25 protein-coding genes are annotated in these 26,210 nt (G+C 71.0%); 20 read left to right on the top strand and 5 right to left on the bottom strand.

Features of this window, described 5'->3' with window-relative positions; all coding sequences use genetic code 11:
* Positions 1–39: 39 nt before the first annotated feature.
* The 4 genes from ada to DES41_RS11035 all read left to right on the top strand — a co-directional run bounded on the left by ada (position 40) and on the right by DES41_RS11035 (position 3,768).
* A complete protein-coding gene (ada, locus tag DES41_RS11050) occupies positions 40–1,122 on the top strand; it encodes a bifunctional DNA-binding transcriptional regulator/O6-methylguanine-DNA methyltransferase Ada (protein ID WP_114467657.1) in 1,083 nt (360 codons plus the stop codon).
* 4 nt (positions 1,123–1,126) lie between these two features.
* Positions 1,127–1,726: a 2OG-Fe(II) oxygenase gene (locus DES41_RS11045; RefSeq protein ID WP_114467656.1), complete on the top strand. Its 600-nt coding sequence runs from the start codon at positions 1,127–1,129 to the stop codon at positions 1,724–1,726.
* A gap of 66 nt (positions 1,727–1,792) precedes the next feature.
* Positions 1,793–2,395 carry a DUF2239 family protein gene (locus tag DES41_RS11040; protein WP_114467655.1) on the top strand — a complete coding sequence of 201 codons (603 nt, stop codon included), beginning with the start codon at positions 1,793–1,795 and terminating at the stop codon, positions 2,393–2,395.
* An 11-nt stretch (positions 2,396–2,406) separates the two neighbouring features.
* Positions 2,407–3,768, top strand: a complete 1,362-nt coding sequence (locus tag DES41_RS11035) for an MATE family efflux transporter (protein WP_114467842.1) — start codon at positions 2,407–2,409, stop codon at positions 3,766–3,768.
* A gap of 6 nt (positions 3,769–3,774) precedes the next feature.
* On the opposite strand, the gene DES41_RS11030 is transcribed toward DES41_RS11035, so the two are convergent.
* Positions 3,775–4,164 (bottom strand): RidA family protein, encoded by a 390-nt coding sequence (locus tag DES41_RS11030; protein ID WP_114467654.1) that lies wholly within the window; start codon positions 4,162–4,164, stop codon positions 3,775–3,777.
* A gap of 161 nt (positions 4,165–4,325) precedes the next feature.
* On the opposite strand from DES41_RS11030, the gene DES41_RS11025 reads away from it, so the two are divergent.
* The 8 genes from DES41_RS11025 to DES41_RS10990 all read left to right on the top strand — a co-directional run bounded on the left by DES41_RS11025 (position 4,326) and on the right by DES41_RS10990 (position 14,672).
* Complete coding sequence (locus DES41_RS11025) at positions 4,326–5,879, top strand: ABC transporter substrate-binding protein (RefSeq protein WP_114467653.1); 1,554 nt, start codon at positions 4,326–4,328, stop codon at positions 5,877–5,879.
* Between the two features lie 34 nt (positions 5,880–5,913).
* A complete protein-coding gene (locus tag DES41_RS11020; protein WP_114467652.1) occupies positions 5,914–6,855 on the top strand; it encodes an ABC transporter permease in 942 nt (313 codons plus the stop codon).
* A gap of 4 nt (positions 6,856–6,859) precedes the next feature.
* Positions 6,860–7,693 (top strand): ABC transporter permease, encoded by an 834-nt coding sequence (locus DES41_RS11015; RefSeq protein WP_114467651.1) that lies wholly within the window; start codon positions 6,860–6,862, stop codon positions 7,691–7,693.
* A gap of 2 nt (positions 7,694–7,695) precedes the next feature.
* Positions 7,696–9,588, top strand: coding sequence for a dipeptide ABC transporter ATP-binding protein (locus tag DES41_RS11010; protein WP_114467650.1), 1,893 nt, complete (start codon positions 7,696–7,698; stop codon positions 9,586–9,588).
* 344 nt (positions 9,589–9,932) lie between these two features.
* Positions 9,933–11,207 carry an amino acid deaminase gene (locus DES41_RS11005; RefSeq protein ID WP_114467649.1) on the top strand — a complete coding sequence of 425 codons (1,275 nt, stop codon included), beginning with the start codon at positions 9,933–9,935 and terminating at the stop codon, positions 11,205–11,207.
* Positions 11,207–12,112 carry a MurR/RpiR family transcriptional regulator gene (locus tag DES41_RS11000; RefSeq protein WP_114467648.1) on the top strand — a complete coding sequence of 302 codons (906 nt, stop codon included), beginning with the start codon at positions 11,207–11,209 and terminating at the stop codon, positions 12,110–12,112. The genes DES41_RS11005 and DES41_RS11000 overlap by 1 nt, the downstream gene beginning before the upstream one ends.
* Positions 12,087–13,565 carry an N-acyl-D-amino-acid deacylase family protein gene (locus tag DES41_RS10995; RefSeq protein ID WP_114467647.1) on the top strand — a complete coding sequence of 493 codons (1,479 nt, stop codon included), beginning with the start codon at positions 12,087–12,089 and terminating at the stop codon, positions 13,563–13,565. The genes DES41_RS11000 and DES41_RS10995 overlap by 26 nt, the downstream gene beginning before the upstream one ends.
* 129 nt (positions 13,566–13,694) lie before the next feature.
* Entirely contained in the window at positions 13,695–14,672 is a 978-nt protein-coding gene (locus DES41_RS10990; protein WP_114467646.1) for a PEP-CTERM sorting domain-containing protein, read from the top strand.
* Positions 14,673–14,692: 20 nt separating this feature from the next.
* Here the strand turns inward: DES41_RS10990 and DES41_RS10985 are convergent, their stop codons facing one another.
* From DES41_RS10985 to ruvB, 4 genes are all read right to left on the bottom strand, one after another.
* Positions 14,693–15,940, bottom strand: a complete 1,248-nt coding sequence (locus tag DES41_RS10985; protein WP_114467645.1) for an MFS transporter — start codon at positions 15,938–15,940, stop codon at positions 14,693–14,695.
* Between the two features lie 111 nt (positions 15,941–16,051).
* A complete protein-coding gene (locus DES41_RS10980; RefSeq protein WP_147282831.1) occupies positions 16,052–16,615 on the bottom strand; it encodes a hypothetical protein in 564 nt (187 codons plus the stop codon).
* Positions 16,593–18,320, bottom strand: a complete 1,728-nt coding sequence (locus DES41_RS10975; protein WP_114467643.1) for a rhomboid family protein — start codon at positions 18,318–18,320, stop codon at positions 16,593–16,595. The genes DES41_RS10980 and DES41_RS10975 overlap by 23 nt, the downstream gene beginning before the upstream one ends.
* Positions 18,320–19,375, bottom strand: coding sequence for a Holliday junction branch migration DNA helicase RuvB (gene ruvB / locus DES41_RS10970; protein ID WP_114467642.1), 1,056 nt, complete (start codon positions 19,373–19,375; stop codon positions 18,320–18,322). Before ruvB ends, DES41_RS10975 begins: the two co-directional genes overlap by 1 nt.
* Positions 19,376–19,539: 164 nt before the next feature.
* On the opposite strand from ruvB, the gene DES41_RS10965 reads away from it, so the two are divergent.
* The 8 genes from DES41_RS10965 to DES41_RS10930 all read left to right on the top strand — a co-directional run bounded on the left by DES41_RS10965 (position 19,540) and on the right by DES41_RS10930 (position 26,195).
* Positions 19,540–20,823 (top strand): carbonic anhydrase, encoded by a 1,284-nt coding sequence (locus DES41_RS10965; RefSeq protein ID WP_147282830.1) that lies wholly within the window; start codon positions 19,540–19,542, stop codon positions 20,821–20,823.
* 124 nt (positions 20,824–20,947) lie between these two features.
* A complete protein-coding gene (locus tag DES41_RS10960) occupies positions 20,948–21,376 on the top strand; it encodes a DsrE family protein (protein WP_114467640.1) in 429 nt (142 codons plus the stop codon).
* Positions 21,377–21,482: 106 nt separating this feature from the next.
* Complete coding sequence (locus DES41_RS10955; protein ID WP_114467639.1) at positions 21,483–21,809, top strand: ArsR/SmtB family transcription factor; 327 nt, start codon at positions 21,483–21,485, stop codon at positions 21,807–21,809.
* Positions 21,810–21,892: 83 nt separating this feature from the next.
* Positions 21,893–22,804 carry an MBL fold metallo-hydrolase gene (locus DES41_RS10950; RefSeq protein ID WP_342769649.1) on the top strand — a complete coding sequence of 304 codons (912 nt, stop codon included), beginning with the start codon at positions 21,893–21,895 and terminating at the stop codon, positions 22,802–22,804.
* The gene (locus DES41_RS10945) at positions 22,801–23,253 is read left to right on the top strand and encodes a thioredoxin family protein (protein WP_245965651.1); all 453 of its coding nucleotides are present in this window, start codon (positions 22,801–22,803) and stop codon (positions 23,251–23,253) included. The genes DES41_RS10950 and DES41_RS10945 overlap by 4 nt, the downstream gene beginning before the upstream one ends.
* A 159-nt stretch (positions 23,254–23,412) precedes the next feature.
* The gene (locus tag DES41_RS10940; RefSeq protein ID WP_114467637.1) at positions 23,413–23,772 is read left to right on the top strand and encodes an ArsR/SmtB family transcription factor; all 360 of its coding nucleotides are present in this window, start codon (positions 23,413–23,415) and stop codon (positions 23,770–23,772) included.
* A gap of 31 nt (positions 23,773–23,803) precedes the next feature.
* Positions 23,804–25,165: a sulfite dehydrogenase gene (soxC, locus tag DES41_RS10935; RefSeq protein WP_114467636.1), complete on the top strand. Its 1,362-nt coding sequence runs from the start codon at positions 23,804–23,806 to the stop codon at positions 25,163–25,165.
* Positions 25,149–26,195, top strand: coding sequence for a c-type cytochrome (locus DES41_RS10930; RefSeq protein ID WP_114467635.1), 1,047 nt, complete (start codon positions 25,149–25,151; stop codon positions 26,193–26,195). The genes soxC and DES41_RS10930 overlap by 17 nt, the downstream gene beginning before the upstream one ends.
* The last annotated feature ends 15 nt before the right edge of the window (positions 26,196–26,210 follow it).

Raw genomic sequence — 26,210 nt, 5'->3', positions numbered from 1 at the left:
TGGAACTGCGCCGCACACTGCAGGCCACAGGAGAGCACCATGCCAACGACCCGTCTTTCGAGCCAGAACACCTACGCGAGCGACGACGCGCGCTGGGCCGCCGTGCAGGCGCGCGACGCGCGCGCCGACGGCCGCTTCGTCTACGGTGTGAAGACCACGGGCGTGTTCTGCAGGCCCAGCGCCGCGGCGCGCCTGCCCCGGCGCGAGAACGTCGAGTTCTTCGCGAGCGCGCAGGCGGCCGAGGCCGCGGGCTACCGCGCGAGCCGCCGCGCCGCGGCCGACCGCACCGCGCTGGCCGCGCAACGCGCCGCGCTGGTCGCCCAGGCCTGCCGGTGCATCGAGGCCGCAGAGCAGGCGCCTTCGCTGCAGGCGCTGGCGACCGAGGCGGGCATGAGCGCCTTCCACTTCCACCGCGTGTTCAAGGCCGAGACCGGGCTCACACCCAAGGCCTATGCCTCGGCCTTTCGCGCACGCCGCCTGCGCGAAGAACTCGGTGCCAGCGAGGCCTCGGTCACAGAGGCGATCTACGGGGCGGGCTTCAACTCCAACAGCCGCTTCTACGCGGCCTCGCAGGAGCTGCTGGGCATGCACGCGCGCGACTACCGGGCCGGCGGCCCCAACATGCGCATCCGCTTCGCGGTCGGCCAGTGCGCGCTGGGCGCGCTGCTGGTCGCGCAGAGCCAGCGTGGCATCTGCGCCATCCTGCTCGGCGACGACGCGGAGCAGCTGGTGCGCGAACTGCAGGACCAGTTCCCCAGGGCGCAGCTGTTGGGTGGCGATGCCGGCTTCGAGCAGCTCGTGGCGCAGGTGGTGGGCTTTGTCGAGGCGCCTGCGCTGGGCCTGAACCTGCCGCTGGACGTGCAGGGAACGGCCTTCCAGGAGCGCGTGTGGCAGGCGCTGCGCGAGATCCCGCCGGGCGCCACGGTCAGCTACGCCGAGGTGGCCGCGCGCATCGGCCAGCCCAAGGCGGTGCGGGCCGTGGCCCAGGCCTGCGGCGCCAACCGGCTCGCCGTCGCCATCCCCTGCCACCGCGTGGTGCGGCACAGCGGCGAACTCTCGGGCTACCGCTGGGGCGTGGAGCGCAAGCGCGCGCTGCTGCTGCGCGAGGCGGCCGGTGGCTGAGCCCATGGGCGCGCGCGTTGCGGGCCTGGACTGGACGGACATCGCGGCGCAGCTGAACACCGAAGGTTGGGCCGTGCTCTCCGGCCTGCTGGATGCTGCGCAGATCCAGGCCCTGGCTGCGCTGTGCGCGCGGCCCGGGCCCTGGCCCGGCTGGGTCGCGGCGCTGCAAGCGGCGCTCCGTGTGCGGCTGACCCCCGTGGCCAACGACTGGCACGCTCGCCTGATGCGGCCGCTGCGCCATCCGGCCACGCTGGTGCACGGCGAAGACCCGCAGCCGCAGCGCCTGCCCGCCGGCGCAGACCTCCCGCTGCAGCACGGCAGCGCGCACGCCCACGCCTTTCCCCTGCAGCTGGGCATCCTGCTCAGCACCCCCGGCGCGGACTTCACCGGCGGCGCCATGGTGCTGACCGAGCAGCGCCCGCGCATGCAGTCGCGGCCCATGGTGCTGCCGCTGCGGTGCGGCGACATCGCGGTGTACGCCGCGGCCGAGCGGCCCCAAGCCGGCGCGCGCGGCGACTACACCGTACGGATGCGGCACGGTATCGCGCGGGTGCGCTCGGGCCAGCGGCTCGGCTTGGCGCTGCGCCTGGACGAATCCGCCTGAACACGCCACACGGGTTTTACCCGGGTGAAATTGACATGGAGTTTTTACCCGGGTAATATCCGCGGCATGACTTCCGATTCGCCCCCCCCCGATCCCGCCGAGCCAGCGGTCACCGCTTTTCTCGGCCACCGCCGCATCGGCCAGGGCCCCCGCGCCGCCGTCACCCGTGCCGCCCGGCGTGCGCTGGCCACGCCGGCCGCCGCCAGCGCGCCGCTGCTGGTCTTCGACGATGCGAGCGGTGCGCCAGTCGAGCTCGACCTGCATGGCCGCGTCCCCGCCACCGCGGCGGCGCAGGTTGAAGCGGCCGCGCCGCCACCGCCGCCCGGCCGTCCGCGGCTCGGCGTGGTCGCGCGCGAAGTGACTCTCTTGCCTCAGCACTGGGAGTGGCTCGCGCTGCAGCCGGGTGGCGCCTCCGTTGCGCTGCGCAAGCTGGTGCACGAGGCGCGCCGCACGCTGGCAGGGCAGGACGCCCAGCGCGCCGCGCAGGAGCGCTGTTACCAGTTCCTGCGCGCCATCGCCGGCGACCTGCCGGGCTACGAGGAGGCGCTGCGCGCGCTGTTCCGCGGTGACCGGGCCGGTTTCGACGCTGCCACGGCGGGCTGGCCGTCCGATGTGCTGGCCCACGGCCAGCGGCTCGCCGAAGGCGCCTTCGGCGCGCCGCAAGCGTGAAGGCCATGGCGATGCCTGCGCCCACCGCCGACCCGCGCCCGCTGTGGCGCACGTTCCTGGCCTTCCTCGGCCCCATGGTCCTGGGCAACGTGCTGCAAGGCATGCAGGGCACGCTCAACGGCATCTTCGTGGGCCAGATGCTGGGCACGCACGCCCTGGCGGCCACGGCCGGCATGTTCCCGGTCGTGTTCTTCCTGGTGTCGCTGGTCATCGGCGTCGGCGCGGGCGCGTCCATCCTGATCGGCCAGGCATGGGGCGCGCGCGAGCCGCACAAGGTGCGCCACATCGCCGGCAACGCGCTGCTGGCCGGCCTGGTCGTCGGGCTGCTCGCGGCCGTGCTCGGCGGCGTGTTCGCCGAACCCGTGCTGCGCGCACTGCGCACGCCGCCCGAGGTGCTGGCCGATGCCGTGCTCTACGCGCGCACGCTGATGCTGGCCATGCCGGGGCTGCTGCTGTTCATCCTGTTCTCGCAGCTGCTGCGCGGCGTGGGCGACACCTTCTCGCCCATGGTGGCCATGTTGCTGTCCACGGCGCTGTCCTGCGTGCTGACGCCCGCGCTGATCCGCGGCTGGGGCGGCCTGCCGCAGCTGGGCCTGGTCAGCGCGGCCGTGGCCACGGTGGCCTCCTATGTGGGCGCGCTGGCCTGGCTGGCCTGGTACCTGCGGCGGCGCCAGCACCCGCTGGCGCTCGGAGCGCCGTTGCTGCGCGAGATGCGCCCGCACGGCCCCACGCTGCGGCTCATGCTGCGCATCGGCATGCCGGCCGGCGTGCAGATGATCGTGGTCTCGCTGGCCGAGATCGTGCTGCTGGCGCTCGTCAACGGCCATGGCCCCGATGCCGTGGCGGCCTACGGCGCCGTGAACCAGATCGTCAACTACGTGCAGTTCCCGGCCATGTCGATCGCGATCACTGCGTCCATCCTGTGCGCCCAGGCCATCGGCGCGGGCCGGGCCGAGCGCCTGGGCGCCATCACGCGGACGGCGCTCTGGCTCAACCTCGCCATCACCGGCGCGCTGGTGCTGCTGGGCTATGCGCTGTCGGCGCCGTTGCTGGGCGTGTTCATCACGCAGCCCGAGGTCATCGCGCTGGCGCAGTCGCTGCTGCACATCCTGCTGTGGAGCCTGCTGCTGTACGGCTGGGCCAGCGTGCTGGGCGGCGTGATGCGCGCCTCGGGCACGGTGATGGTGCCCATGCTGATCGGCGTGGCCTGCATCGCCCTGGTCGAACTGCCCGTGGCCTATGGGCTGTCCGGGCCGCTCGGCCTGCAGGGGGTGTGGATCAGCTATCCCGTCACCTTTGCGGCCATGCTGGCGCTCAACGCCGCGTACTTCCAGGGCGTGTGGCGCAAGCGGCGCGTCGCGCGGCTGGTCTGAGCCCTGTCAGCCCTTCGGCTTGTACGCGATCACGTCGATCTCGACCTTGGCGTCGACCATCAGGCGCGCCTCGGTCGTCGAACGCGCCGGCTTGCCGTTGGGGAAGTACTCCAGGTAGATGCGGTTGAATGCGCCGAAGTCGCGCGCGTCGTGCAGCCAGCAGTTGCTTTTGCAGACATCGTCCAGCGTGGCGCCGGCCAGCGCCAGCGCGGCCTTCAGGTTCTCCATGACCTGGCGCGTCTGCGCCTCGATGCCGCCCACGACGATCTCGCCCTGGGCATTGGCGGGCACCTGGCCCGACACATAGATGAAGTCGCCGGCGCGCACGGCAGGCGAGAACGGACGGGGCTGGCGGTCGGATGCGGCGGGCGGGTTGCCCAGGTATTCGAGTGGCATGTGTGGCGCTCCTTTTGAAAAATGGAGAAAGTTTATTTCAGATTCTCGACCAGAACACCGGGAAAACCCTGGTGCGGATCTTGCAGTCCTCACGCAAAGTTCGTTTGTCTGAAATTTACTTTCACACTTCCGGTGCATCCGGACCCCACAGGAGAGCCTCGATGAGCATGATCCCCACCCTCCGTCGCCGCCATCTGGTGCATGCCGCCGCGGCCCTGGCCCTGCTGCTGCCCGCCGCCCAGCAGGCCCTGGCACAGGCGCCACGCGCGCACGCCACGCTGGCCATGGTGGCCGAGCCGCAGACGCTGGACCCGATGGCCAGCACGGCCGACCTGGTCGGCACCATCATGCAGCACGTCTACGAGACGCTCTACACCTTCGACGCCAAGTGGAACGTGGTGCCCATGCTGGCCGAGGCGGCGCCCAGGATCTCGGCCGACGGCAAGGTCTACACCATCACGCTGCGCAAGGACGTGCAATTGCACAACGGCCGCGCTTTGAGCGCCGACGACGTGGTCGCCAGCCTGCAGCGCTGGGTCGAGCAGGCGCCGCGCGGCAAGGCCGTGGGCAAGCAACTCGCCCACATCCAGGCCAAGGGCCCGGGCACGGTGGAGATCGCACTGACCGCGCCCTATGCGCCGCTGCTGGCCCAACTGGCCCTGCCCAGTGGCATGGCCGCCATCATGGCCAAGGAGTCCATCGCCACGCCGCTCAAGGACTTCGTCGGCACCGGCCCCTACAAGTTCAAGGAGCGCCGGCCTGACCAGTACCTGCTGCTGGAGCGCTTCGCCCAGTACGCCGCGCGCAAGGAGCCCGCGAACGGCTACGGCGGCAAGCGCGAGGCGCTGATCGCCGAACTGCGCTTCGTGCCCGTGCCCAATGCCAACACGCGCGTGGAGGGCGCGCTGGCCGGCCAGTACGACTTCGCCGACCTGCTGCCCACCGAGGCCTTGAGCCGCCTGGAGAAGGCCGCCGGCAAGACCGTGCCGGTGCTGACGCCGTCCTTCGGCTTCCCCTACCTGGTGCTCAACACCAAGGAGGGGGTGATGGCCAACCAGCCGCTGCGCCAGGCGCTGCAGACCGCACTGGGCGAGGGTGAGATGCTGGCGGCCGGCTTCGGCGACACGCGCTTCTTCACGGTGGAAGGCAACCACTTTCCCAAGGGCTCGCCGTTCTACGCCACGGCCGGCACCGACCAGTACAACCAGCGCAACGCGGCCAAGGCCAAGGAACTGGCGGCCAAGGCCGGCTACAAGGGCGAGCCGATCCGCGTGCTGACCAGCCGCCAGTACGACTTCCACTACAACATGGCGCTGCTGATGGCCGAGCAGCTCAAGCGCGCCGGCTTCAAAGCCGACCTCAACGTCGTCGACTGGGCCACGCTGGTGCAGCGCCGCAACGACGCCAAGCTCTGGGACATCTACGTCACCCACTCGGGCCAGTTCCCCGAGCCCATGCTGTCGCCGCCGCAACTGGGCGACGGTGCGCCCGGCTGGTGGGAGACGCCGGCCAAGCAGGCCGCGCTGGCAGCCTTCAACGCCGAGACCGACCCGGCCAAGCGTGGCGCGCTGTGGGGCAAGGTGCAGCAGCTGGTCTACGACGAGGTGCCCTACATCAACGTCGGCAAGTTCAGCGGCCTGTCGGCGAAGAGCCCGGCGCTGGAGAACTACACGCCCGCGACCTGGCCGTTCTTCTGGAACGCCAGGATCAAGTAAGGCCTGCTGCAGCGAACCCCCACGAAAGCCGGTCATGTACCGTTTCATCCTCTCCAAGGCCGCCGGCATGCTGGCCGTGCTGGCCATCGTCGCCGTGCTGGTGTTCGTGCTCACGCGCGCCGCCTCGGGCGACCCGGTCGCCGTGCTCCTGGGCGACCAGGCCACGGCCGCCGACATCGCCCGCGTGCAGCAGCAGTACGGGCTCGACAAGCCGCTGCCGGTGCAGTTCGGCTACTGGCTGCGCGAAGTGCTGCAGGGCAACCTGGGCGACTCGATCTTCCTGCAGCGGCCCGTCACCCAGGCATTGGCCGAGCGGGCCGAGCCCACGGCCTTGCTGACGCTGATGGCCGTGGCGCTGGCCGCGTTGATCGGCATCCCCTGCGGCATCGTCTCTGCCGTGTACCGCGGCAAGGCGGTGGACCAGGCCTTCACCGGCATCGCCATGCTGGGTGCTAGCGTGCCGAGCTTCTGGCTGGGCATCGTGCTGATCCAGTTCTTCGCTGTGAAGATGGGCTGGTTCCCGGTCTCGGGCTACGGCGAGCCCGGCGCCTCGCTGGCCGAACGCCTGCACACGCTGGTGCTGCCGGCCACCGTGCTGGGCCTGCTCAACTCGGCGCTGATCACGCGCTTCACGCGCGCCTCGATGCTCGACGTGCTGGGAGAGGACTACGTGCGCACCGCGCGCGCCAAGGGCCTGGGTGAGGGTGTCGTCGTGCTCAAGCATGCGCTGCGCAATGCCATGGTGCCCATCGTCACCGTGGTGGGCCTGACCACGGCGCTGATGATCGGCGGCGCCGTCGTCACCGAGACCGTGTTCGGCCTGCCCGGGGTCGGCAACCTGGTGGTGGGCGCCGTGCTGCGGCGCGACTACCCGGTGATCCAGGGCGCGCTCTTGGTCATTGCGGCGATCTACGTGTTCATCAACTTCGCGATCGACATGCTGTACGCGGTCGTCGATCCGCGCGTGAAGGTGTGAGGCCATGAAAGCCGTTCTGACCCGCTTGTTCCGCCGCCGCATCGTGCTGCTGTCGGCCATCGTGCTGGTGCTGATCACCGTGTTGGCGCTGGGCGCCTCGGTGTTCGCCAGCGCCGACCCCAACGACACGGCCGTGCTCGACCGCCTCAAGGCACCCAGCGCCGAGCACCTGCTCGGCACCGACGAACTCGGCCGCGACCTGTATGCCCGCGTGGTGCATGGCGCGCGCTACTCGCTGTCCATCGCCGCGATGACGGCCGTGGGCTCCATCGTGTTCGGCACCTTTGTCGGCCTGGTCGCCGGCTTCTTCCGCCGGCTCGACGCGCCGCTGATGCGCGTGGTCGACGCCATGATGTCCTTCCCCGACATCCTCTTGGCCATCGCGCTGGTGGCCATCCTCGGCGCCTCGCTGACCAACGTGGTGCTGGCCCTGGTGCTGGTCTACACACCGCGCGTGGCGCGCGTGGTGCGGGCCTCCACGCTGGTGGTGCGCGAGCTGCTGTTCGTGGAGGCGGCCCGCGCCATCGGCGCGCGCACGCCCCACATCCTGTGGCACCACGTGTTGCCCAATTTGCTGTCGCCCATCCTGGTGCAGGGCTCGTTCATCTTCGCCTACGCGATCCTGGCCGAGGCTGGCTTGTCGTTCCTGGGCGTGGGCGTGCCGCCGGAGATCCCGACCTGGGGCACCATGGTCGCGGGCAGCCAGCAGTACGCCGAGCGCGCGTTCTGGGTCGTGCTGTTCCCGGGCCTGGCCATCATCCTGACCGCGCTGTCGCTGCAACTGCTGGGCGACGGTGTGCGCGACATGCTCGATCCCAAACTCAAGAAGGCGGCTTGACCATGGACGCTACCGTAACTCTGGAGCGCGCGAACGCAGCGCTCGCCATGCCCGACAGCCGGGTTCTCTCCGTCGATGGTCTCAGCGTGCGCTTCCGCTCGACCGAACGCACCGTCGATGCGGTGCGCAACCTGGCGTTCAACGTCGACCGTGGCCAGACGCTGGCCATCGTCGGCGAATCGGGCTCGGGCAAGTCCGTCACCTCGCTCGCGCTGATGCGGCTGATCGAATACGGCGGCGGCGAGATCGCCGGTGGCAGCGCCATCCTGCGCCGGCGCAACGGCCAGGTGCTCGACCTGATGCAGGCCGGCAAGGACCAGATGCGCGCCGTGCGCGGCGCCGACATCGCGATGATTTTCCAGGAGCCGATGACTTCCCTGAACCCGGTGTTCACGGTCGGCGAGCAGATCGCCGAATCGGTGCGCACGCACCAGGGCAAGGACCGCACGGCTGCCAGCGCCGAGGCGCTGCGCATGCTGGAACTGGTGCGCATCCCGGAGGCGCGCAATGTGTTGGGCCGCTATCCGCACCAGCTGTCCGGCGGCATGCGCCAGCGCGTGATGATCGCGATGGCGCTGTCGTGCAAGCCGCAGCTGTTGATCGCCGACGAGCCCACCACGGCACTGGACGTGACGATCCAGGCGCAAATCCTGCGGCTGATCCGCCAGCTGCAGGAAGACATGGACATGGGCGTCATCTTCATCACGCACGACATGGGCGTGGTGGCCGAGGTGGCCGACCGCGTGCTGGTGATGTTCCGCGGCGACCGGGTAGAGGAAGGCACGACCGACGACGTGTTCGCGCGCCCTGCCCACCCCTACACGAAAGCCCTGCTGTCGGCGGTGCCGCGCCTGGGTGCGATGCAGGGCACCGATTTGCCGCGCCCGTTCGAGCTGCTGCGCGTGGACGGTGCCGCGGACACGCCGCCTGCCGTGGTCGAAGACACGCGCACGCCGGGCGCCGCCCCGGTGCTGCGCGTGAAGAACCTGGTCACGCGCTTCGACCTCAAGAACGGCGTGTTCGGCAAGGTCACGCGCCGCGTGCACGCGGTCGAGCATGTGAGCTTCGACCTGCACCCGGGCGAGACGCTGGCCGTGGTCGGCGAATCGGGCTGCGGCAAGTCGACCACCGGCCGCTCGCTGCTGCGCCTGGTGGAGAGCCAGGGCGGCGCCATCGAGTTCGGCGGCCGCAACATCCTCGACCTGCCGGTGAACGAGGTGCAGGCGCTGCGCCGCAACATCCAGTTCATCTTCCAGGACCCGTTCGCCTCGCTGGACCCGCGCAAGACCGTGGGCTTCTCGCTGGCCGAGCCGCTCATGGTCCACAAGATCGGCACGCCGGCCGAGCGCGAGGCCAAGGTGCAGTGGCTGCTGCAGAAGGTGCAGTTGCCGCCCGAGGCCGCGCAGCGCCACCCGCACGAGTTCTCGGGCGGCCAGCGCCAGCGCATCGCCATCGCGCGGGCCCTCGCGTTGGAGCCCAAGGTCATCGTGGCCGACGAGTCGGTTTCGGCGCTGGACGTGTCGATCCAGGCGCAGATCGTCAACCTCATGATGCAGCTGCAGCGCGAGATGGGCGTGGCCATCCTGTTCATCTCGCACGACATGGCCGTGGTCGAGCGCATCAGCCACCGTGTGGCCGTGATGTTCCTTGGCCAGATCGTGGAGATCGGCCCGCGCCGCGCGGTGTTCGAAAATCCGCAGCACGCCTACACGCGGCGCCTGATGGCCGCCGTGCCGGTGGCCGACCCCGCGCGCCGGCATGCCAAGCGCGCGCTGATCGAGGGCGAGATTCCGAGCCCCATCCGGGCTGTGGGCGACGAGCCGGTGGTGCAGCCGCTGGTGGAGGTCGGGCCCGGGCACTTTGTGGCGCGGCATCCGATTGCTGGAGGGTTTTGAGATGCGATCTTGTTCGGGCGGGGCGCGCGACCGCGCCGACGGTGTACTCCACTCCGCGAATGTCCCCCGGCCTTGCCCGCCTTGCCGGCCTTGGGGCCGGCAAGGCGGGCAAGGCCTCCTCCTTTATTTCGCTGCGTGGAGCACACCATCGACGCGGTCCATCAACGTCGCGTCGCACGCCCCCGCACGACGCGACGTGTCCAAGGTCGAGGGTATCGGGTGGCCCCTGCAGCGAAATAAAGGAGGAGCCAGGGCCGCCTGCGGCCCTGGCGGGGGACATTCGCGGAAGGGGCCACCCGGTGGCCGCGACCCACGCGCAACCTCTGTACCGATGAATCTGAACCATGACCACTGACCCCATCCTCGACCCCGGCTACAAGGGCTACCCACGCACCGAAGCACCCCGTGCGCTCAGCACCATCGGCAGCGCCGGCTGGCACGTGCTCGATGGCCGCTTGCCTCTCCCCCTGGCCGTCCTCAAACGCAGCGCGCTGAGCCACAACCTGGCCTGGATGCAGGCCTTCGTGCGCGAGCGCGGCATCGACCTCGCGCCGCATGGCAAGACCACCATGTCGCCCCAGTTGTTCACGCGCCAGCTCGACACCGGCGCCTGGGGCCTGAGCTTCGCCACCGTCACGCAGCTCGCCGTCGGCGTGCAGGCCGGCGCGCGCCGCACGCTGATCGCCAACCAGGTCGTGACCGACGACGACCTGGCCGGCATCCAGGCGCTGTTGGCCGCACATGCCAGTCTGCGCGTGGTGTTCCTCGTCGATTCGACCGCCCAGCTTGCGCTGATCGAACAATGGTTCGCCGCGCACCCCGGCAGCCAGCCGTTCGAGGTGATGCTGGAGATCGGCGTGCCCGGCGCCCGCACCGGCTGCCGCACGCACGAGGAGGCCACCGCACTGGCCCGCGCGCTGCACGCCAGCCCGGCCACGCGGCTGGCCGGCATCGAGTGCTACGAGGGCATGGGCGCCACCGGTCGCACCGAGCACGACGCGGCCTACGCCGACGCGCTGATGACCCGCGTCGAGGCCATCGCCAAGCTGTGCGCAGAGGACAGCCTGTTCGCGCACGACGAGGTGTTGCTCTCGGCCGGCGGCTCGGCCATCTTCGACCTGGTGGCCGGGCGCCTCACGCCGCTGCTGGGCCGGCCCGTGCGCGGGTTGCTGCGCTCGGGCTGCTACATCACGCACGACCATGGCAACTACAAGCGCCTGCTGGCCTCGGTGGCCGAGCGCTGCGGCTTCACCGAAACGCTGCAGCCTGCGCTCGAAGTCTGGGCCGCCGTGCAGTCGCGGCCCGAGCCGGGCCTGGCGATCCTGACCTGCGGGCGGCGCGACATCTCCTACGACCAGGAGATGCCGATCCCGTTTGCGCGCGCACCGCGCGGCATGCCGGCGCCGCAGGCGATCCCCGCGAGCTGGACGGTCACGGCGCTCAACGACCAGCACGCCTTCCTGCGTTGGGACGCCGCCGACGAGGCCACGGCCCCGGTGGTCGGCGAGCGCGTCGGCCTCGGCATCTCGCATCCCTGCACCACCTTCGACAAATGGCACTGGATGCCCATCGTCGAGGACGACTACCGCGTGACGGATGCCGTCACGCTGCACTTCTGATGAACAACTCGCCCTCCCTGCTCGAACGCATCGCGCTGGCGCGCGAGGCGGCGCCGGCCACGCGCCGCGCCATCCTGCAAGCCATGCTGGAGGACCCCGACCGCACGCTCGAGGAAAGCTTCGAGCAGCTGGCCGAGCGCAGCGGCAGTTCGGTGCCCACCATCATGCGCACCTGCCGCGACCTGGGTTTCGCCGGCCTGCGCGAGTTCAAGCTTGCCTTGGCGCAAGAGTTGGCGCTGGGCGGCTCGCCGCTGCACCGCCGCGTGAACATCGCCGATGCCGCCGACGAGGTGGTCGGCAAGATCGCGCGCAGCGCCGCGGCCTCGGTGGCCGGCGTGCGCAACCAGCTCGACATGGACGTGCTGCAGGCCGCGGTGGACGCCATCGCCACGGCGACACACATCGACATCGTCGGCGCCGGCAACACCTCCTGGTTCATGGCCATGGACTTGCAGGCGCGGCTGTTCCGCCTGGGCCTGTCGGCCACGGCCTGGGCCGACTACCACCTGCAACAGGTGGCGGCCGGCGCGCAGAAGGCCGGCGGCGTGGTCATCGCCTTCACGCACGTGGGCGGCATGCCCAGCCTGCTCGACGCGGTGGACATCGCGCGCGCGCAGGGTGCCAAGGTGGTGGCCATCACGCGGCCCGGCACGCCGCTGGCCGCGCGGGCCGACTGGCTGCTGGGCCTGACCGTGCCGGACGACGCGGTGATGCACGTGGGCATCGATGCCTACCTGGTGCACCTGACCCTGATCGAGATCCTGACCGTGCTGGTGGCCCAGCGCGTGGGCGAGCCCGCCGTGCGCCGTTTGCGCGGCGTGCGCGAGGCGTTGCAGCGCCATGGCATCGACGTGCAGAGCCATCCGCTGCAGAGCTGGGATGGCGGAGGAGTGCAACGTGGCTGAAGTCACCCTGCTGGAGAACGGCCTCATCGTCGACGGCTCGGGCGGCCCGTCGTGGACCGGCGACCTGCTGCTCGTGGACGGCCGCATCGCCGCGTCGGGTGTTGGCCTGCGCCAGCGCCTGCCGGCCGGCCTGGACATCGCCGACGTGGCGGTGATGGACTGCACCGGCCAGGCCGTGGCGCCAGGCTTCATCGACTGCCACACGCACGACGACGCCATCGTGCTGCGCACGCCCGAGTACCTGGCCAAGCTGTCGCAGGGCATCACCACCGTGGTCACGGGCAACTGCGGCATCTCGCTGGCGCCCTATGCCACGGCCCAGGCCAAGCCGCCGCTCACCTTGCTGGGGGGCGACTCGTTCCGCTACGCCACGCTGGCCGCCTACCGCGAGGCCGTGCACCTGGCGCGGCCCGCGCTCAACGTGGCCGCGCTGATCGGCCACACCACGCTGCGCTTCGCGGCGATGGACGACCTCACGCGCGCCGCCAGCGGCGAGGAGCGCGCCGCCATGGCCGCGCTGCTCGATGCGGCCATGGCCGAGGGGGCGCTGGGGCTGTCCTCGGGCCTGTTCTACGAGGAAGCCTTCGCGGCGCCGGCCGACGAGGTGACAGACCTGGCCCGCGTCGTCGCGCGACACGGCGGCGTCTACGCCACGCACCTGCGCAGCGAAATGCAGTCCATCCTGGAAGCCATGCACGAGGCGGGCGACTGCGCCTTCGATGCGGGCGTGCCGCTCGTGCTGTCCCACCACAAGTGCGCCGGCCCCACGCAATGGGGGCGCACGCGCGAGACGCTCCCGCTGGTGGACCAGCTGGCCCAGCGCCAGGACGTGGCGCTCGACGTCTACCCCTACGTGGCCGGCTCCACCGTGCTGCGCGAAGACCTGGTCGACGGCGTGATCGACGTGCTCCTCACCTGGAGCGACACGCACCCCGAGTTCACCGGCCGCCTGCTGGCCGACATCGCGGCCGAGTGGGGCGTGGACCAGAAGGCCGCGGCGCGGCGGCTCATGCCGGGCGGCGCCTGCTACTTCCAGATGCGCGAGGACGACGTGGAGCGCGTCATCGCCCATCCGCTGGCCATGGTCGGCAGCGACGGCCTGCCGCACGACCGGCACCCGCACCCGCGTTTGTGGGGCGCCTTCCCGCGTGTGTTCGCGCGCTACTGGCGCGGCCGCGGCCTGTTCACGCTGGAGCAGACCGTGCACAAGATGACCGGCATGACGGCGAAGAACTTCCGTCTCGCAGGCCGCGGCCTGCTGCGGGTGGGCCATGCCGGCGACGTGGTGGTGTTCGATCCCGCGCGCATCGCCGACATGGCCACTTACGACCAGCCGGTGCAGGCCAGCGTGGGGGTGGTGGCGGTCTATGTGAACGGGCGCTGCGCCTACCGCGAGGGCGTGCTGGAGGTGTCGGCGCGCGAAGGCCGCATGCTGGAACGCGGCAAGGCGTAGGGCGCGGCGAGCGCCGCGCCGGCTGCTCTCCCTGGGCCTCCGTTGTCGCAACAATTCGTAACGATCTGCGCGCGAATGGCGCATTCATTCGTATATTCGGCGCCCCAATCCAGACAGGAGCCACACCGCATGCGCAACGGCTCGCTCTTTCCATCGTCCCGGTTGTGGCGCCGCGCCGCCCAGGCGGCTCTGGCGCTCTCGCTTGGCGCGGCCGGCGTCGGCGCCTGTGCCGCGCCCTCCATCCTGTTCATCGGCAACAGCTTCACCTACGGCCAGGGTTCGGCCGTGCAGACCTACCAGCCGAACACGGTGACCGACCTGAACGGCGGCGGCATCGGCGGCATACCTGCGCTGTTCAAGGCCTTCACGCAGCAGGCCGGGCTCAGCTACAACGTGAGCCTGGAGACCGTGGGCGGCAGCGGGCTGGACCTGCACTACAACACCAAGCAGGCGCTGATCAACAAGCCATGGGACAACGTGGTGATGCACACCTTCAGCACGCTGGACGCCGCCGCTCCCGGCGATCCGACCAAGCTGCTGCAGTACTCCAGCCTGCTGGCCGACATGTTCGTCGCGCAGAACGCGGATGTGAACGTGCAGCTGATGGCGACCTGGTCGCGTGCCGACCAGACCTACCCGGCCGGCCGGCCCTGGTATGGCGAATCCATCTACCAGATGGCGCTGGACGTGTACGCGGGCTATGCGCTGGCGGACGCGGCGTCCGACAACATCCACGGCGTGATCCCCGTGGGCCTGGCCTGGAACATGGCCATGGCGCAGGGCTTCGCCGATCCCAACCCCTACGACGGCATCGCGCCTGGCCTCGTCAACCTGTGGGCCAGCGACAGCTACCACGCCAGCCAGTACGGCAGCTACCTGGAAGCCCTGGTGGTCTTCGGCCAGGTCACGGGGCTGGACCCGCGCAGCCTGGGCTCATCCGAGACGGCGGCGGCCGCGCTGGGCATCACCGGTGCGCAGGCCCGCAGGATGCAGGAGCTGGCGTACCAGCAGCTGGCCCTGTCCGAGGTGCCGGAGCCGGCCAGCGCCTTGCTGGTGCTGAGCGGCGGGCTGGCCATGCTGTGGGTGCGCCGCCGCCGCCAGCGATGAGGCTGGCCGCGCGGGCCTGATCAGCCCGCTTGCTCGGCGCAGTTCTGCGGCGCCACTGCGTTGCGGCGCGCATGGGCGCGCGCATTCGACAGCGCCCAGAAGTACACCGCCAGCCCGGCCATGGCCAGTGCCACGCCGACCCAGCCTGTGGACGTCCAGCCGAAGCCCGCGCTGATCGCCACGCCGCCGAGCCAGGCGCCCACGGCGTTGGCCACGTTGAAGGCCGAGTGGTTGAGCGCGGCAGCCAGCGTCTGCGCGTCGCCCGCCACGTCCATCAGCCGCACTTGCAGCGCCGGGCCGATGGCCACGATGGTGCCCACCATGAAGAGGTTCAGCGCGGCCGTGACCGGGTGGTGCGCCATCACCGTGAACAGCGCCAGCACCAGGCCGGACCAGACCAGCATGGTGCCGATGGTGCGCATCAGCGCGCGGTCCGCCAGGCGCGCGCCCGCCAGGTTGCCGGCCACCATGCCCAGGCCGAACAAGGCCAGCACCACGGGCACCCACGACAGCGGCATGCCGGCCACTTCGAGCAGCGTGGGCTTGATGTAGCTGAACACCGCGAACATGCCGCCGAAGCCGATGGCGCCGATGCCCAGCGTGAGCCAGACCTGCGGCTTGGCCAGGGCGCCGAGTTCGCGCAGCGGGCTGGCGCCGGCGTCGGGCTGCAGGTCGGGCACGTTGCGCTGCACCAGCACGGCGGCGGCCAGCGCAATCACGCCGACCAGCACGAAGGCCGCGCGCCAGCCCAGCCACTGGCCCAGTGCCGCGGCGATGGGCACACCGACCAGCGTGGCGCTGGTCAGGCCCAGCATCACGAGGCCGACGGCCTGGGCCCGCCGGCCGGGCGGCGCGAGCGCGGCCGCCACGAGGGCGGCCACGCCGAAGTAGGTGCCGTGCGGCAGGCCGGCCGCGAAGCGCAGCAGGTTCAGCGACCAATAGCCCGGCGCGGCAGCGCTGGCGAAGTTGCCCAGGGCGAACACGGCCATCAGCGCGACCAGTAGCGCGCGCCGGCCCATGCCGGCGGCCAGCACGGCCAGCACAGGCGCGCCGATCACCACGCCCAGCGCATAGGCGCTGATCACGTGGCCGGCCTGCGGGATGGTGGTGCCGATGTCGGCGGCCACTTCGGGCAGCAGGCCCATGATCACGAACTCGCCGGTGCCGATGGCGAAGCCGCCCACGCCGAGCGAGAAGACGGCGCGGGCAAAGCCTGTGGTGGCCGCGCCAGGCGTGGCGGTGCCTTCGGCGGTGGGGAGGTTGTTCAAGGCGGGAGACTCCTGGGCGCGGACCGCGCTGCGCGGGCCGGTCGGTGGGGTTTCTAGGGGAAAACCCGAGCGCGCGACCTTACCATGCGCGCGCGTTCCCTGCAGCCACGCTCAGCGCGGCGGCGCGGCGTCCCAGCGCACGGTGGCCCAGTGCAGCGGGTTCCAGCCTGGCGCGCGCGCCATCTGCACCGTGCCTTCGGGCAGGCTCCAGCGCAGCGCGGCCAGACGCTGGCCGTCGGCAGTGACGACTTCGTTGCCACCCGGCGCGCCCAGGCGTTCGGTCAGCATGCCGACCGCACGGTGGTGTTCCCACCAGGGCAGCAGCAAGTCCACGGACTGCAGCGTGCCCTGATGCCAGCGGGCGCGCAGCAACGCGGCGGCCACGCCGTTGGCCTCGGCCAGCGCGGCTTCGCAGACGCTGCCTTCGGCCTGTGGCTGGCAAGGCAGCGACAGGCCACCGAGTTGCCGGCCCAGTGCGGCGGCGTCCAGTGAAGGCGAGAGGCGGGCGTAGTCCAGCGTGGCGGTCGGGCGGGTGGCGGCGCCGGTCCAGCGCGCCAGCTGGGCCGGCAGTTCGGCGCGGCCCGTCCACAACAGGGCGGCCACAACCAGCAGCGCGGCCAGCAGCAGCACACCGCTGCGGCGTGGGCGGGGTTCAGGTTGGGGCTTGGGGTGCACGCGCAGGCTTTCGGGGCACGGGAACGGGAACGGGAGCGCGGCGCACGGCGTCGGCCAGCTCGCGCAGGGCCAGCTGCATCTGGCCGGACAGTTGCGCCAGCTGCGCCGCCGCGTCGGCCGGCAGGTCGGGGTCGCGCCGCAGCATGGCCTGCTCCAGCGCCAGCGAGCGGGTGGTGAGCGCGCAGATCTGCAGGTACATGTGGACCAGGCGGCCGGTCTGCTCCCAGCGCGGCACGCGCAGCGGCGCCAGCTCCTCCGTGATGGCGCTGCAGGCCGGGCTGATCGCGCGCTCGGCGTTCTGCAGGAACACCGGCTGGCGGATCTCGCCGCGCTGCAGGCGCTGCGCCTCCAGTGCCATCTGGCGAAAGCCCTGGTCGAAGCGGCGCGCGACCTCGGGCAGCAGTTCCTGCGCGGCGTACATCTGCGCGTGCCAGACCCGTGGCACCGGTGTGGCCAGCACGGCGTAGCCGACCGCCGCCAGCGCCAGCAGGCCCATGGCGGCGGCGCGCTTGTGGCGGCGGCTGGCTGCGGCCTGCCGGTCGATCGGCGCCAGCAGCACCAGGCCCAGCAGCATGCCGCAGGCCAGGCCGCCGACGTGGGCGGCGTTGTCCACGTTCTCCTGCGTGAAGCCGTGCAGCAGCGAATAGCCGATGAAAAAGCCGAGCCCGGTCCACAGCCGGCGCAAATTGGTGGCGGGCACCAGGTGGCGGTAGTGCCAGCTGGCCGTGACCAGCGCGCCCAGCACGCCGAACACCGCACCCGAGGCGCCGACCGAGACCGAGTTCTGGGCCGCGTAGTGCAGGCTGGCGGCGCTGCCGGCCAGCGCACTGGCGAGGTAGACCAGCCCGAACTGGCCATTGCCGAGCAGCCGGCACAGCTGCTTGCCGGCCTCCCACAGGCCCAGCATGTTGAATGTCAGGTGCACGATGCCGCCATGCAGGAAGGCGGCGGTCAGCAGCCGCCACCACTGGCCGTCCAGCACCACGGCCGAGGCCGCGTTGGCACCCCAGGCGAACAACTCGGTGGAGGCCGGCTTGAGCGGGCTCAGGCCGGCTGCCCAGTTCATGGCCCAGACCAGCACGTTGGCGGCCACCACCACGTAGAGCGCCCAGGGCGTGGGCACCAGGGTGTCCAGGTGGCTCTCGAAGGCGTCCTCGTCGCGCGCGGCGCGCCGGCTGGCGGCCTCGCCGGTGCCGGCGCGCAGGCGCAGCACGTCCAGCCGGGCGTGGATGGCGTCGTAGGCGATGTCCTGCTGGCGCGGGCTCAGCAAGTGCAGGCTCACGCGTGGGCGCGCCGGGTTGCGGCGCAGCCAGCCCTGGGGCTGGTCCGGGTGCGCGCCATCGGGCCGGCGCTGCAGGCGCAGCAGGCCGCCGCGCTCGAGCTGAGCGTCTTCCAGCACATGCCAGGGCACGGGCGGCTGCAGCGTGGCGCCGGAGATGCCGCGCCCGTCCAGCCGCAGCACGGGCGCACTGCTGGCGGCATGGCGCCACAGCGTGCGCGCCAGCCACAGGCACGACAACAGCACGGCCACGCCGGCCAGCACGCGCCAGCCCAGTGCCATGCCGGGCAGTTGCGCCGCCGCGGCCCAGGCCAGGGCCGGGCCGGCCAGCACCAGCAGCCCGGCCACCAGCAGGTTCTGGCGCCGGCGGGTGGGCGCGAATTCGAGCGGGGTGAACAGCCCGGTGTCGGGCGCGTCCTGCTGCATCAGGCGAACAGGTCGGGCGCAGTCTGTGGCGGCGTCACGCCCAGGTGGCGGAACGCGGCCTGCGTGGCGATGCGCCCGCGCGGCGTGCGCTGCAGGAAGCCCTGCTGGATCAGGTAGGGCTCGATCACATCCTCGATGGTGCCGGCTTCCTCGCCGATGCTGGCGGCGATGTTGTCCAGCCCCACGGGGCCGCCGTCGAAGCGGTGGATCACCGCCTCCAGCAGCTTGCGGTCCATCACGTCGAAGCCCTGCGGATCGACGTCGAGCAGCGCCAGCGCGCGGTTGGCGATGTCCTGGGTGATGGTGCCGTTGCCCTTCACGTCGGCGTAGTCGCGCACGCGGCGCAGCAGCCGGTTGGCGATGCGTGGCGTGCCGCGCGAGCGCGTGGCGATCTCCAGGCTGCCCTGTGCCTCGATCGGCACCTTCAACAGGCCAGCGCTGCGCGTGACGATGCGCGAGAGCTCCTCGGCCGTGTAGAACTCCAGCCGCGCCACGATGCCGAAGCGGTCGCGCAGCGGGTTGGTCAGCATGCCGGCGCGCGTGGTGGCGCCGACCAGCGTGAACGGCTGCAGGTCCAGCTTGATGCTGCGCGCGGCCGGCCCCTCGCCGATCATGATGTCGATCTGGTAGTCCTCCAGCGCCGGGTAGAGGATTTCCTCGACCAGCGGGCTCAGCCGGTGGATCTCGTCGATGAACAGAACGTCGTTGCGCTCCAGGTTGGTCAGCAGCGCCGCCAGGTCCTTGGGCTTCTCCAGCACCGGGCCGCTGGTCTGGCGCATGTTCACGCCGAGCTCCTGGGCAATGATGTGCGACAGCGTGGTCTTGCCCAGGCCCGGCGGGCCGAACAGCAGCACGTGGTCCAGTGCCTCGGTGCGCTTCTTGGCCGCGCCGATGAAGATCTCCAGCTGCTCGCGCGCCTTGGCCTGGCCGACGTACTCGTCGAGCAGCTTGGGGCGCAGCGCGCGCTCGATCGCCTCTTCGTTGGGCGAGGCGGGCGCGGCCGACACCACACGGCGCTCCGGCGGCATGGCGAAGTTGTCAGTCTGGATGGACACGGGGAATGCGCAAGGGAAAGGCAGGCACGAAAACGGGCACTATAGCCCGGCATCCGACCGGTTTGCGGACGCGATTTGCACATTGCCGCGCTCAAGTCGCGGCCATCCGCGCCGATACAGCAGCAGGGTGCCGCAAGCGCCATCCACCCACCATGCCCATTGCCTTGCCATTGCCCCGTTTTCCCCTTGTCGTCCTGCTGTGCGGCGCGCTGGCGTCCGTGGGTTCGGCGGCCCAGGCCCAGCCAGCCGAGGGCGGCAACGAACGCATGTCGCAGCAACTGCGTGAGGCCATCGAGCGGGCCAATGGCCAGCGCACCCCGCCGACCACGCGGCCCGCCAAGGGCCAGCCGCCGCCGGTTGCGCCGATCCCCAGCGTCACCGTCAACGTAGGGCAGGGCGGCGCCTTGCGCGTGGTCCCCACACCGCCCACGGCGCCGAGCGCACAGCGTGCAGCGAGCGCGTCCGGTCCGTCGACTGCGTCGAGTGCATCGAGGGCGCCAGCCGCCGCCCCGGCGCGCCAGGCCCAGGCCATCGCCCAGGACGAGGTGCCGCCGCCGCGGACCGCACCGGCCGCTGCACCGGCGGCACGTGCCGCTGGCGCCGCGCCGCTGGTGAACGCCCGGCCGCCGGCACGTGCCAGCGAGGAGCAGGTCCAGCGCCAGTACGAGCGCGCCCGGGCCATCGCGCTGGGTCTGCCGATCCCGGTCCAAGCCCGCCCGCCGCGCGACGCTGCGCCGCCCGAGGAGCGCAAGCCCGCAGGCCCGCCACCGCCCTGGTCGTACAGGGGCCCGGGTGGCCCGCAGGCCTGGGCCCGCCTGCAGCCCGAGTACCAGCTGTGCGGCAGCGGGCAGCGCCAGTCGCCCATCCACATCGAAGCGTCGGCAGCCCTGCAGGGGCCGAACGAGGCGCTGGGTTTCGACTACCGGCCCAGCACCGGCACCGTGGTGCACGACGGGCGCACCATCCGCGTGGAGGTGCAGGGCGAGAACCTGCTGCAGGTGCGCGGCAGCAGCTGGCGGCTGGAGTCCTTCGACTTCCAGCACCCGGCCGGGGAGGTCGTCGACCACAGCGGCTTCGCCATGGGCGTGCACCTGGTGCACCGCAACGCTGAAGGCCAGACCGCCATCGTGGCCGTGCTGCTGCAGCCGGGCGAGCAGAACCCCTTCATCGACCGGGTCTGGACCTACATCCCGCTGGACGCCGGCGACATGGTGCGCATGCCGCTGGGCTGGCTCGACCTGTCCGCGCTGCTGCCCAAGGACCAGCGCTACTACCAGTTCTTCGGCTCGCTGACGCAGCCGCCCTGCACCGAGGGCGTGCTGTGGATGGTGCTCAAGCAGCCCGTGACGCTGAGCGCCGAGCAGTTGCGCCTGTTCGCGCAGATGTTCCCGGCCAACGCCCGGCCGGTGCAGGCGCTCAACGGGCGCATCGTGCGCGACGCGCAGTAACGCCGATCCATCAGCCGGCGTTGATTTCCCCGGCCGCCCCGTCGCGGTGCGTCCAAGGGGAAAACCCGTACGGGCGGCGACCATCGATGCGTCGAGACTGATGCTTCATGAAAGAAGGATTCCCATGAAGACCACGAGAAGGCTGCTGGGCGTGCTGGCGGGCCTGGTGCTGCTGTGCGGTGCGGCGCTGGCCCAGGACAAGGTCGTCTACCACATCGACAATGCGGCGGCGCAGGCCACCAAGGGGCTGCGCAACATCCGCAACCACCTGGACGTGGCACCGGACACCACCATCGTGGTGGTCACGCATGCCGAAGGCATCGACTTCCTGATGGAGGGCGCGCGCGATGCGAAGAACCCCGACATCGACTACGGCGCCCTGGTCAGTGCACTGAAGGCGCGCGGCGTGCGCTTCGAGGTCTGCGAGATCACGCTGCGCAACCGCAATCTCAAGAAGGACCAGTTCACCATGGACGCGGACTTCACGCCCTCCGGCGTGGTGCGCGTGGCGCGGCTGCAGGCGCGCGAGGGCTTCGTCTACATCAAGCCCTGAGCGCCATCGCCCCGTGCCGTGCCGGCGCACAATGGCTGGTGCGGCAAACATCGCCCGTTGTTAATATAGGCACGAAGGGCAAGGACTCATCATGGTGAAGCGGGCAATGGGTGCAGTGAAGGCGGCCGCTCCGGCGGAGTCGGACGAGGTGTTCGAGCTGGCCGCCGAGGTGTTCCGCGTGATGTCTGCGCCCATGCGGCTCAAGATCATCAGCGCGCTGTGCAATGGCGAGAAGAACGTCACCCAGCTGCTCGAAGAGATCGACACCACCCAGCCCAATATGTCGCAGCACCTCAACACGCTGTACCAGGCCGGCGTGCTGGCCAAGCGCCGCGAAGGCGTGCAGATCTACTACCGCATCAACAACGACCGCGTGGTCACGCTGTGCCGGGCGGTGTGCACGCAGATCGCCATCGAATCGGATCTGCAGTAGGGCCCGGCCCGCTTCGCGCGCCCGCAACTTCGTCTTTAAAATAAGCAATGGCTTATTTGGATGCGTTGTGCGGACGTGCCGCTGTGCTGGCGTTGCTCTGCCTGGCCTGTACCGGGTGGGCCCAGCCGGCGCTGGTGGCCGAGCGGGTGGCGCCAGCGGCCTGGTATGTGCAAGGCATGTCGGCGCTGGGCAGCCCGCAGAACCGCAACTTCATCTCCAATGCCGGTTTCGTCGCGACCGACGACGGCGTGGTGGCCATCGATGCGCTGGGCTCGCCGCAGCTGGCGCGCGCGTTCATGCAGGAGATCCGCCGCGTCACCGGCAAGGCCGTGACGCACGTGATCGTCACGCACTACCACGCCGACCACATCTACGGCCTGCAGGAGTTCCAGCGTGCCGGCGCGCGCATCGTCGCCCACCGCGGGGGCCTGGAGTACCTGCATTCCGAGCTGGCGGCGTCGCGCCTGGCGGCCTCCCGCACCGAGCTCGCACCCTGGATCGACGCGCAGACGCACTTGGTGCCGGCGGACGAGTGGATCGACGGCCCGCGCGAGCTGGTGGTGGGCAAGCTGCGATTCGTGCTCATGCCGGTCGGTCCGGCGCACACGCCGGAAGACCTGGCGGTGTTCGTGCCATCGCAAAAGCTCCTGTTCGCTGGCGACCTGGTGTTCCGTGGGCGCGTGCCTTTCGTCGGCCAGGCCCGCAGCGGCGAATGGATCGAGGCGCTCACCCGCCTGCTGGCGCTCGACGCCCAGGCGGTGGTGCCCGGCCACGGCCCGGTGTCGCGCGACGCGCGCGCCGACATGGAACTCACGCGCGACTACCTGGCCTACCTGCGCGAGACCATGGGCCGGGCCGCGCGCGACATGGAGCCCTTCGACGAAGCCTACGCCCGCACCGATTGGTCACGCTTCGCGCACCTGCCCTTGTTCGGCGCGGCCAACCGCATGAACGCGTACAACACCTACCTGCTGATGGAGCGCGAAGACCGATGAAGCGCCGGCTGCTCCTGGCCAGTGCGTGGGGGCAGGCGCTGCCCTTGCACGCCCAGCCGGCGCTGCCGCTGGCCGCGTCTCTGCCTGCCGAAACCGTGGCCGCGCTGGGTGCCGGCCAGCCGCTCGTGGTCATGGTGAGCCTGGACGGCTGCGCCTACTGCCGCACCGTGCGCGACCACCACCTCGTGCCGCTGCGCCGCCACGGCGGCCTGCCCGTGGTCCAGGTGGACATGCGCAGTGCCAGGCGCGTTGTCGACGCCGACGGGCAGGAGCGCACCCACGCGCAGCTGGTGCGCGCCTGGCGGGTCGATGCCGCACCGACGCTGCTGTTCCTGGGCCATGCCGGACGCGAACTGGCGCCGCGCCTGCGTGGCATGTCCAGCGCCGACTTCTACGGCGCCTACCTCGACGCACGCATCGACACGGCGCGGCAGGCGCTGCGCGGCTGAAGCGGCACGCTTCCAGGGTTTTCCCCGGGGGCGCAAGGATGGCATCGCCGGTCTGCCTCCATTACATTCGAACATGCTGATATTCGAAATAAACGTACAAGGAGGCAGCCCCATGAAGCTCGCGTGTCTCGCGCTGGCGGTCTCGGCCATGGCCGGGGCATGAGGCGCGCACCGACCACCAGCGAGACGCCGGCCGCGCAGGGCGATGCGGGGGCGGGAGACATGGCTTCGGCCCGGGTGTTCGAGCGCGCGGCGGAGCTGTTCGCGCTGCTGGGCACGCCGCTGCGGTTGCGCATCCTGCAGCGGCTGTGCCGCAGCGAGATGAACGTGGGCGAACTGCGGGCGGCACTGGGCAGCGCCCGGTCCAGCGTCTCGCAGCACCTGGCCACGCTGCACCGCTGCGGTGTGCTAACGCGCCAGCGCAAGGGCGCGCAGGTGTTCTACGCCGTCCATCCCGTGCACGGCGGCCTGCTGTGCGAAGCCGTGCGCCGCATGGTGGACGGGGGTGCTGGCACATGAAGAAGTGTTCGCGGTGAGCGAAAGGACCGAGATGGACAAGCAAGGCATCGAGCCCGGCCGCCTGCGCAAGGCGCCCGAGAATTTCCTGGACCGCGCCGGCCTGGCCAGCGTGGTGCAGGAGGCGCGCAACGGCAGGCGCGACTTCATCCGTGGTGCCTTCGCGGCCGCTGCGGCGGGCGCGGCCGCACCGCTGGCGCTGGCCCAGGGGGCGTCCACCGTGCAGGACGGCGATCCGGCCATCCTGCAACTGCCCGAGCACTCCACGGGCCTGGGCCAGCCGGTGGTGACCGATGGCTACGGCAAACCCTCCAGGTACGAGCGCAATGTGCAGCGGCGCCAGAGCCCGGGCCTCACGCAGACCGCGCAGGCCTCGGTGTCGTTCGCGCCGCTGCAGTCCCTGTTCGGCATCGTCACGCCGAGCGGCCTGCACTTCGAACGGCACCACCAGGGCTGGTGGGATGTCGACCCGTCCCGGCACCGCCTCATGCTCAACGGCATGGTCAAGCAGGCCAAGGTGTTCACCATGGACGAGCTCATGCGGCTGCCCTCGGTCTCGCGCTTCCATTTCATCGAATGCGGCGCCAACACCGGCATGGAGTGGGGCAACGTGGCCGTGCCGACGTGCCAGTACTCGCACGGCATGCTCTCGTGCAGCGAGTTCACCGGCGTGCCGCTCATCACCTTGCTGGAGATGGCCGGAGCCGACCTGCAGCGTGGCCAGTTCGTGCTGGCCGAGGGCGCCGATGGTTCGTCCATGACCCGCACCATCCCGATGGACATGGTGCGCTCGGGCGCCGTGCTGGTCGCCTACGGACAGAACGGCGAGATGCTGCGGCCCGAGAACGGCTACCCGCTGCGCCTGGTGGTGCCCGGCGTGCAGGGCGTCAGCTGGGTCAAGTACCTGCGGCGCATCGAGGTCGGCGACCAGCCCTGGGGCGCCAAGGACGAGGCCGTGCACTACATCGACCTCATGCCCGACGGGCAGCACCGCCAGTACACCAGCATCCAGGAGTGCAAGAGCGTGGTCACCACGCCTTCGGGCGGCCAGGTGCTACTGGACAAGGGCTTCTACAGCATCACCGGCCTGGCCTGGTCGGGCCGTGGGAAGGTCAAGCGCGTGGACGTGTCGGTCGATGGGGGGCGCAACTGGCGCACCGCGCGGCTGCAAGGCCCCGTCATGGACAGGTGCCTCACGCGCTTCGACATCGACTGGGTCTGGGATGGCAAGCCCGCCATCGTGCAGAGCCGCGCCATGGACGAGACCGGCTACGTGCAGCCCGGCTACCGCCAGCTGCGCGCGGTGCGGGGCACGCGCTCGATCTACCACAACAACGCGGTCCAGTCCTGGCTGGTGCAGGAGAGCGGGGAGGTGAAGAATGTCCAGACTGCGTGAACTGGCTGCCGCCCTGGTGCTGCTGGCCGGCGCGGCGGCCGTGCAGGCCCAGCCTGCGGAGCGCTTCCCGGGCCTGGGCCGCGCGGCCACGCCGGCCGAGGTGGCCGCCTGGGACATCGACGTGCGCCCCGACTTCAAGGGCCTGCCCAAGGGCGCAGGTTCGGTGGCGAAGGGGCAGGACGTGTGGGAGGCCAAGTGCGCCTCCTGCCACGGTGTGTTCGGCGAGTCCAACGAGGTGTTCAACCCGCTGGTCGGCGGCACCACGGCTGCGGACATCCAGTCCGGCCGCGTGGCCAACCTGCGGCGCACCGACTACCCCGGCCGCACCACGATGATGAAGGTGGCCACCGTCTCCACGCTGTGGGACTACATCAACCGGGCCATGCCGTGGAACCAGCCCAAGTCGCTGTCGACCGAGGAGGTCTACGCGGTGACCGCCTTCATGCTCAATCTCGCCGGTGTGGTGCCCGACGACTACGTGCTCAGCGACCGCAACATCGCCGAGGTGCAGCAGCGCATGCCCAACCGCAACGGCATGGCCACGGCCCATGCCCTGTGGCCCGGCAGCGGCATCGCCGGCACCGCGGCCCGGCCCGACTTGGCGGCCACGGCCTGCATGAAGGATTGCCCGGTCGAGGGCCGGGTCGCCTCCAGCCTGCCCGACTTCGCGCGCAATGCGCATGGCAACCTGGCCGAGCAGAACCGCCTGGTCGGCGCCCAGCGTGGCGCTGCCACGGGCGCGACCGCGGGTGTTGCCACGGGCGCGCCGGCTGCCGCTGGCTCCGCCATGCCCGGCGAGCTGCTGGCGAGGAACAGCTGCACGGCCTGCCACGCGCCCGACCGCAAGACCATCGGGCCGAGCTGGGCCGAGATCGCGGCCAGGCACGCAGGCCAGGGCGCGTACCTGGCCGGCAAGATCAAGTCGGGCGGGGCCGGCGTGTGGGGCAGCATGCCGATGCCGCCGCAGGAGATCTCCGCCGAGGATGCGCAGAGAATCGCCGGCTGGCTCGCCAGCGGCGCAAGCCGCTGACCGACAGGGATATTC

This window comes from Pseudorhodoferax soli, assembly GCF_003337555.1.
In the GTDB taxonomy this organism is placed as follows: domain Bacteria; phylum Pseudomonadota; class Gammaproteobacteria; order Burkholderiales; family Burkholderiaceae_C; genus Pseudorhodoferax; species Pseudorhodoferax soli.
The sequence above is the reverse complement of the archived record's forward strand: the minus strand, read 5'-3'. Positions and strand labels throughout refer to the sequence as shown.

Coding starts and splice junctions, on each gene's coding strand:
- DES41_RS10930 (WP_114467635.1), top strand. CDS start 25,149: ATGTCCAGACTGCGTGAACTGGCTGCCGCCCTGGTGCTGCTGGCCGGC.
- soxC (WP_114467636.1), top strand. CDS start 23,804: ATGGACAAGCAAGGCATCGAGCCCGGCCGCCTGCGCAAGGCGCCCGAG.
- DES41_RS10990 (WP_114467646.1), top strand. CDS start 13,695: ATGCGCAACGGCTCGCTCTTTCCATCGTCCCGGTTGTGGCGCCGCGCC.
- DES41_RS11020 (WP_114467652.1), top strand. CDS start 5,914: ATGTACCGTTTCATCCTCTCCAAGGCCGCCGGCATGCTGGCCGTGCTG.
- DES41_RS10995 (WP_114467647.1), top strand. CDS start 12,087: ATGGCGGAGGAGTGCAACGTGGCTGAAGTCACCCTGCTGGAGAACGGC.
- DES41_RS11035 (WP_114467842.1), top strand. CDS start 2,407: ATGCCTGCGCCCACCGCCGACCCGCGCCCGCTGTGGCGCACGTTCCTG.
- DES41_RS11045 (WP_114467656.1), top strand. CDS start 1,127: ATGGGCGCGCGCGTTGCGGGCCTGGACTGGACGGACATCGCGGCGCAG.
- DES41_RS11040 (WP_114467655.1), top strand. CDS start 1,793: ATGACTTCCGATTCGCCCCCCCCCGATCCCGCCGAGCCAGCGGTCACC.
- DES41_RS11000 (WP_114467648.1), top strand. CDS start 11,207: ATGAACAACTCGCCCTCCCTGCTCGAACGCATCGCGCTGGCGCGCGAG.
- DES41_RS10975 (WP_114467643.1), bottom strand. CDS start 18,320: ATGCAGCAGGACGCGCCCGACACCGGGCTGTTCACCCCGCTCGAATTC.
- DES41_RS11015 (WP_114467651.1), top strand. CDS start 6,860: ATGAAAGCCGTTCTGACCCGCTTGTTCCGCCGCCGCATCGTGCTGCTG.
- DES41_RS10960 (WP_114467640.1), top strand. CDS start 20,948: ATGAAGACCACGAGAAGGCTGCTGGGCGTGCTGGCGGGCCTGGTGCTG.
- DES41_RS10940 (WP_114467637.1), top strand. CDS start 23,413: ATGAGGCGCGCACCGACCACCAGCGAGACGCCGGCCGCGCAGGGCGAT.
- ada (WP_114467657.1), top strand. CDS start 40: ATGCCAACGACCCGTCTTTCGAGCCAGAACACCTACGCGAGCGACGAC.
- DES41_RS11025 (WP_114467653.1), top strand. CDS start 4,326: ATGAGCATGATCCCCACCCTCCGTCGCCGCCATCTGGTGCATGCCGCC.
- DES41_RS11030 (WP_114467654.1), bottom strand. CDS start 4,164: ATGCCACTCGAATACCTGGGCAACCCGCCCGCCGCATCCGACCGCCAG.
- DES41_RS11010 (WP_114467650.1), top strand. CDS start 7,696: ATGGACGCTACCGTAACTCTGGAGCGCGCGAACGCAGCGCTCGCCATG.
- DES41_RS11005 (WP_114467649.1), top strand. CDS start 9,933: ATGACCACTGACCCCATCCTCGACCCCGGCTACAAGGGCTACCCACGC.
- DES41_RS10955 (WP_114467639.1), top strand. CDS start 21,483: ATGGGTGCAGTGAAGGCGGCCGCTCCGGCGGAGTCGGACGAGGTGTTC.
- DES41_RS10945 (WP_245965651.1), top strand. CDS start 22,801: ATGAAGCGCCGGCTGCTCCTGGCCAGTGCGTGGGGGCAGGCGCTGCCC.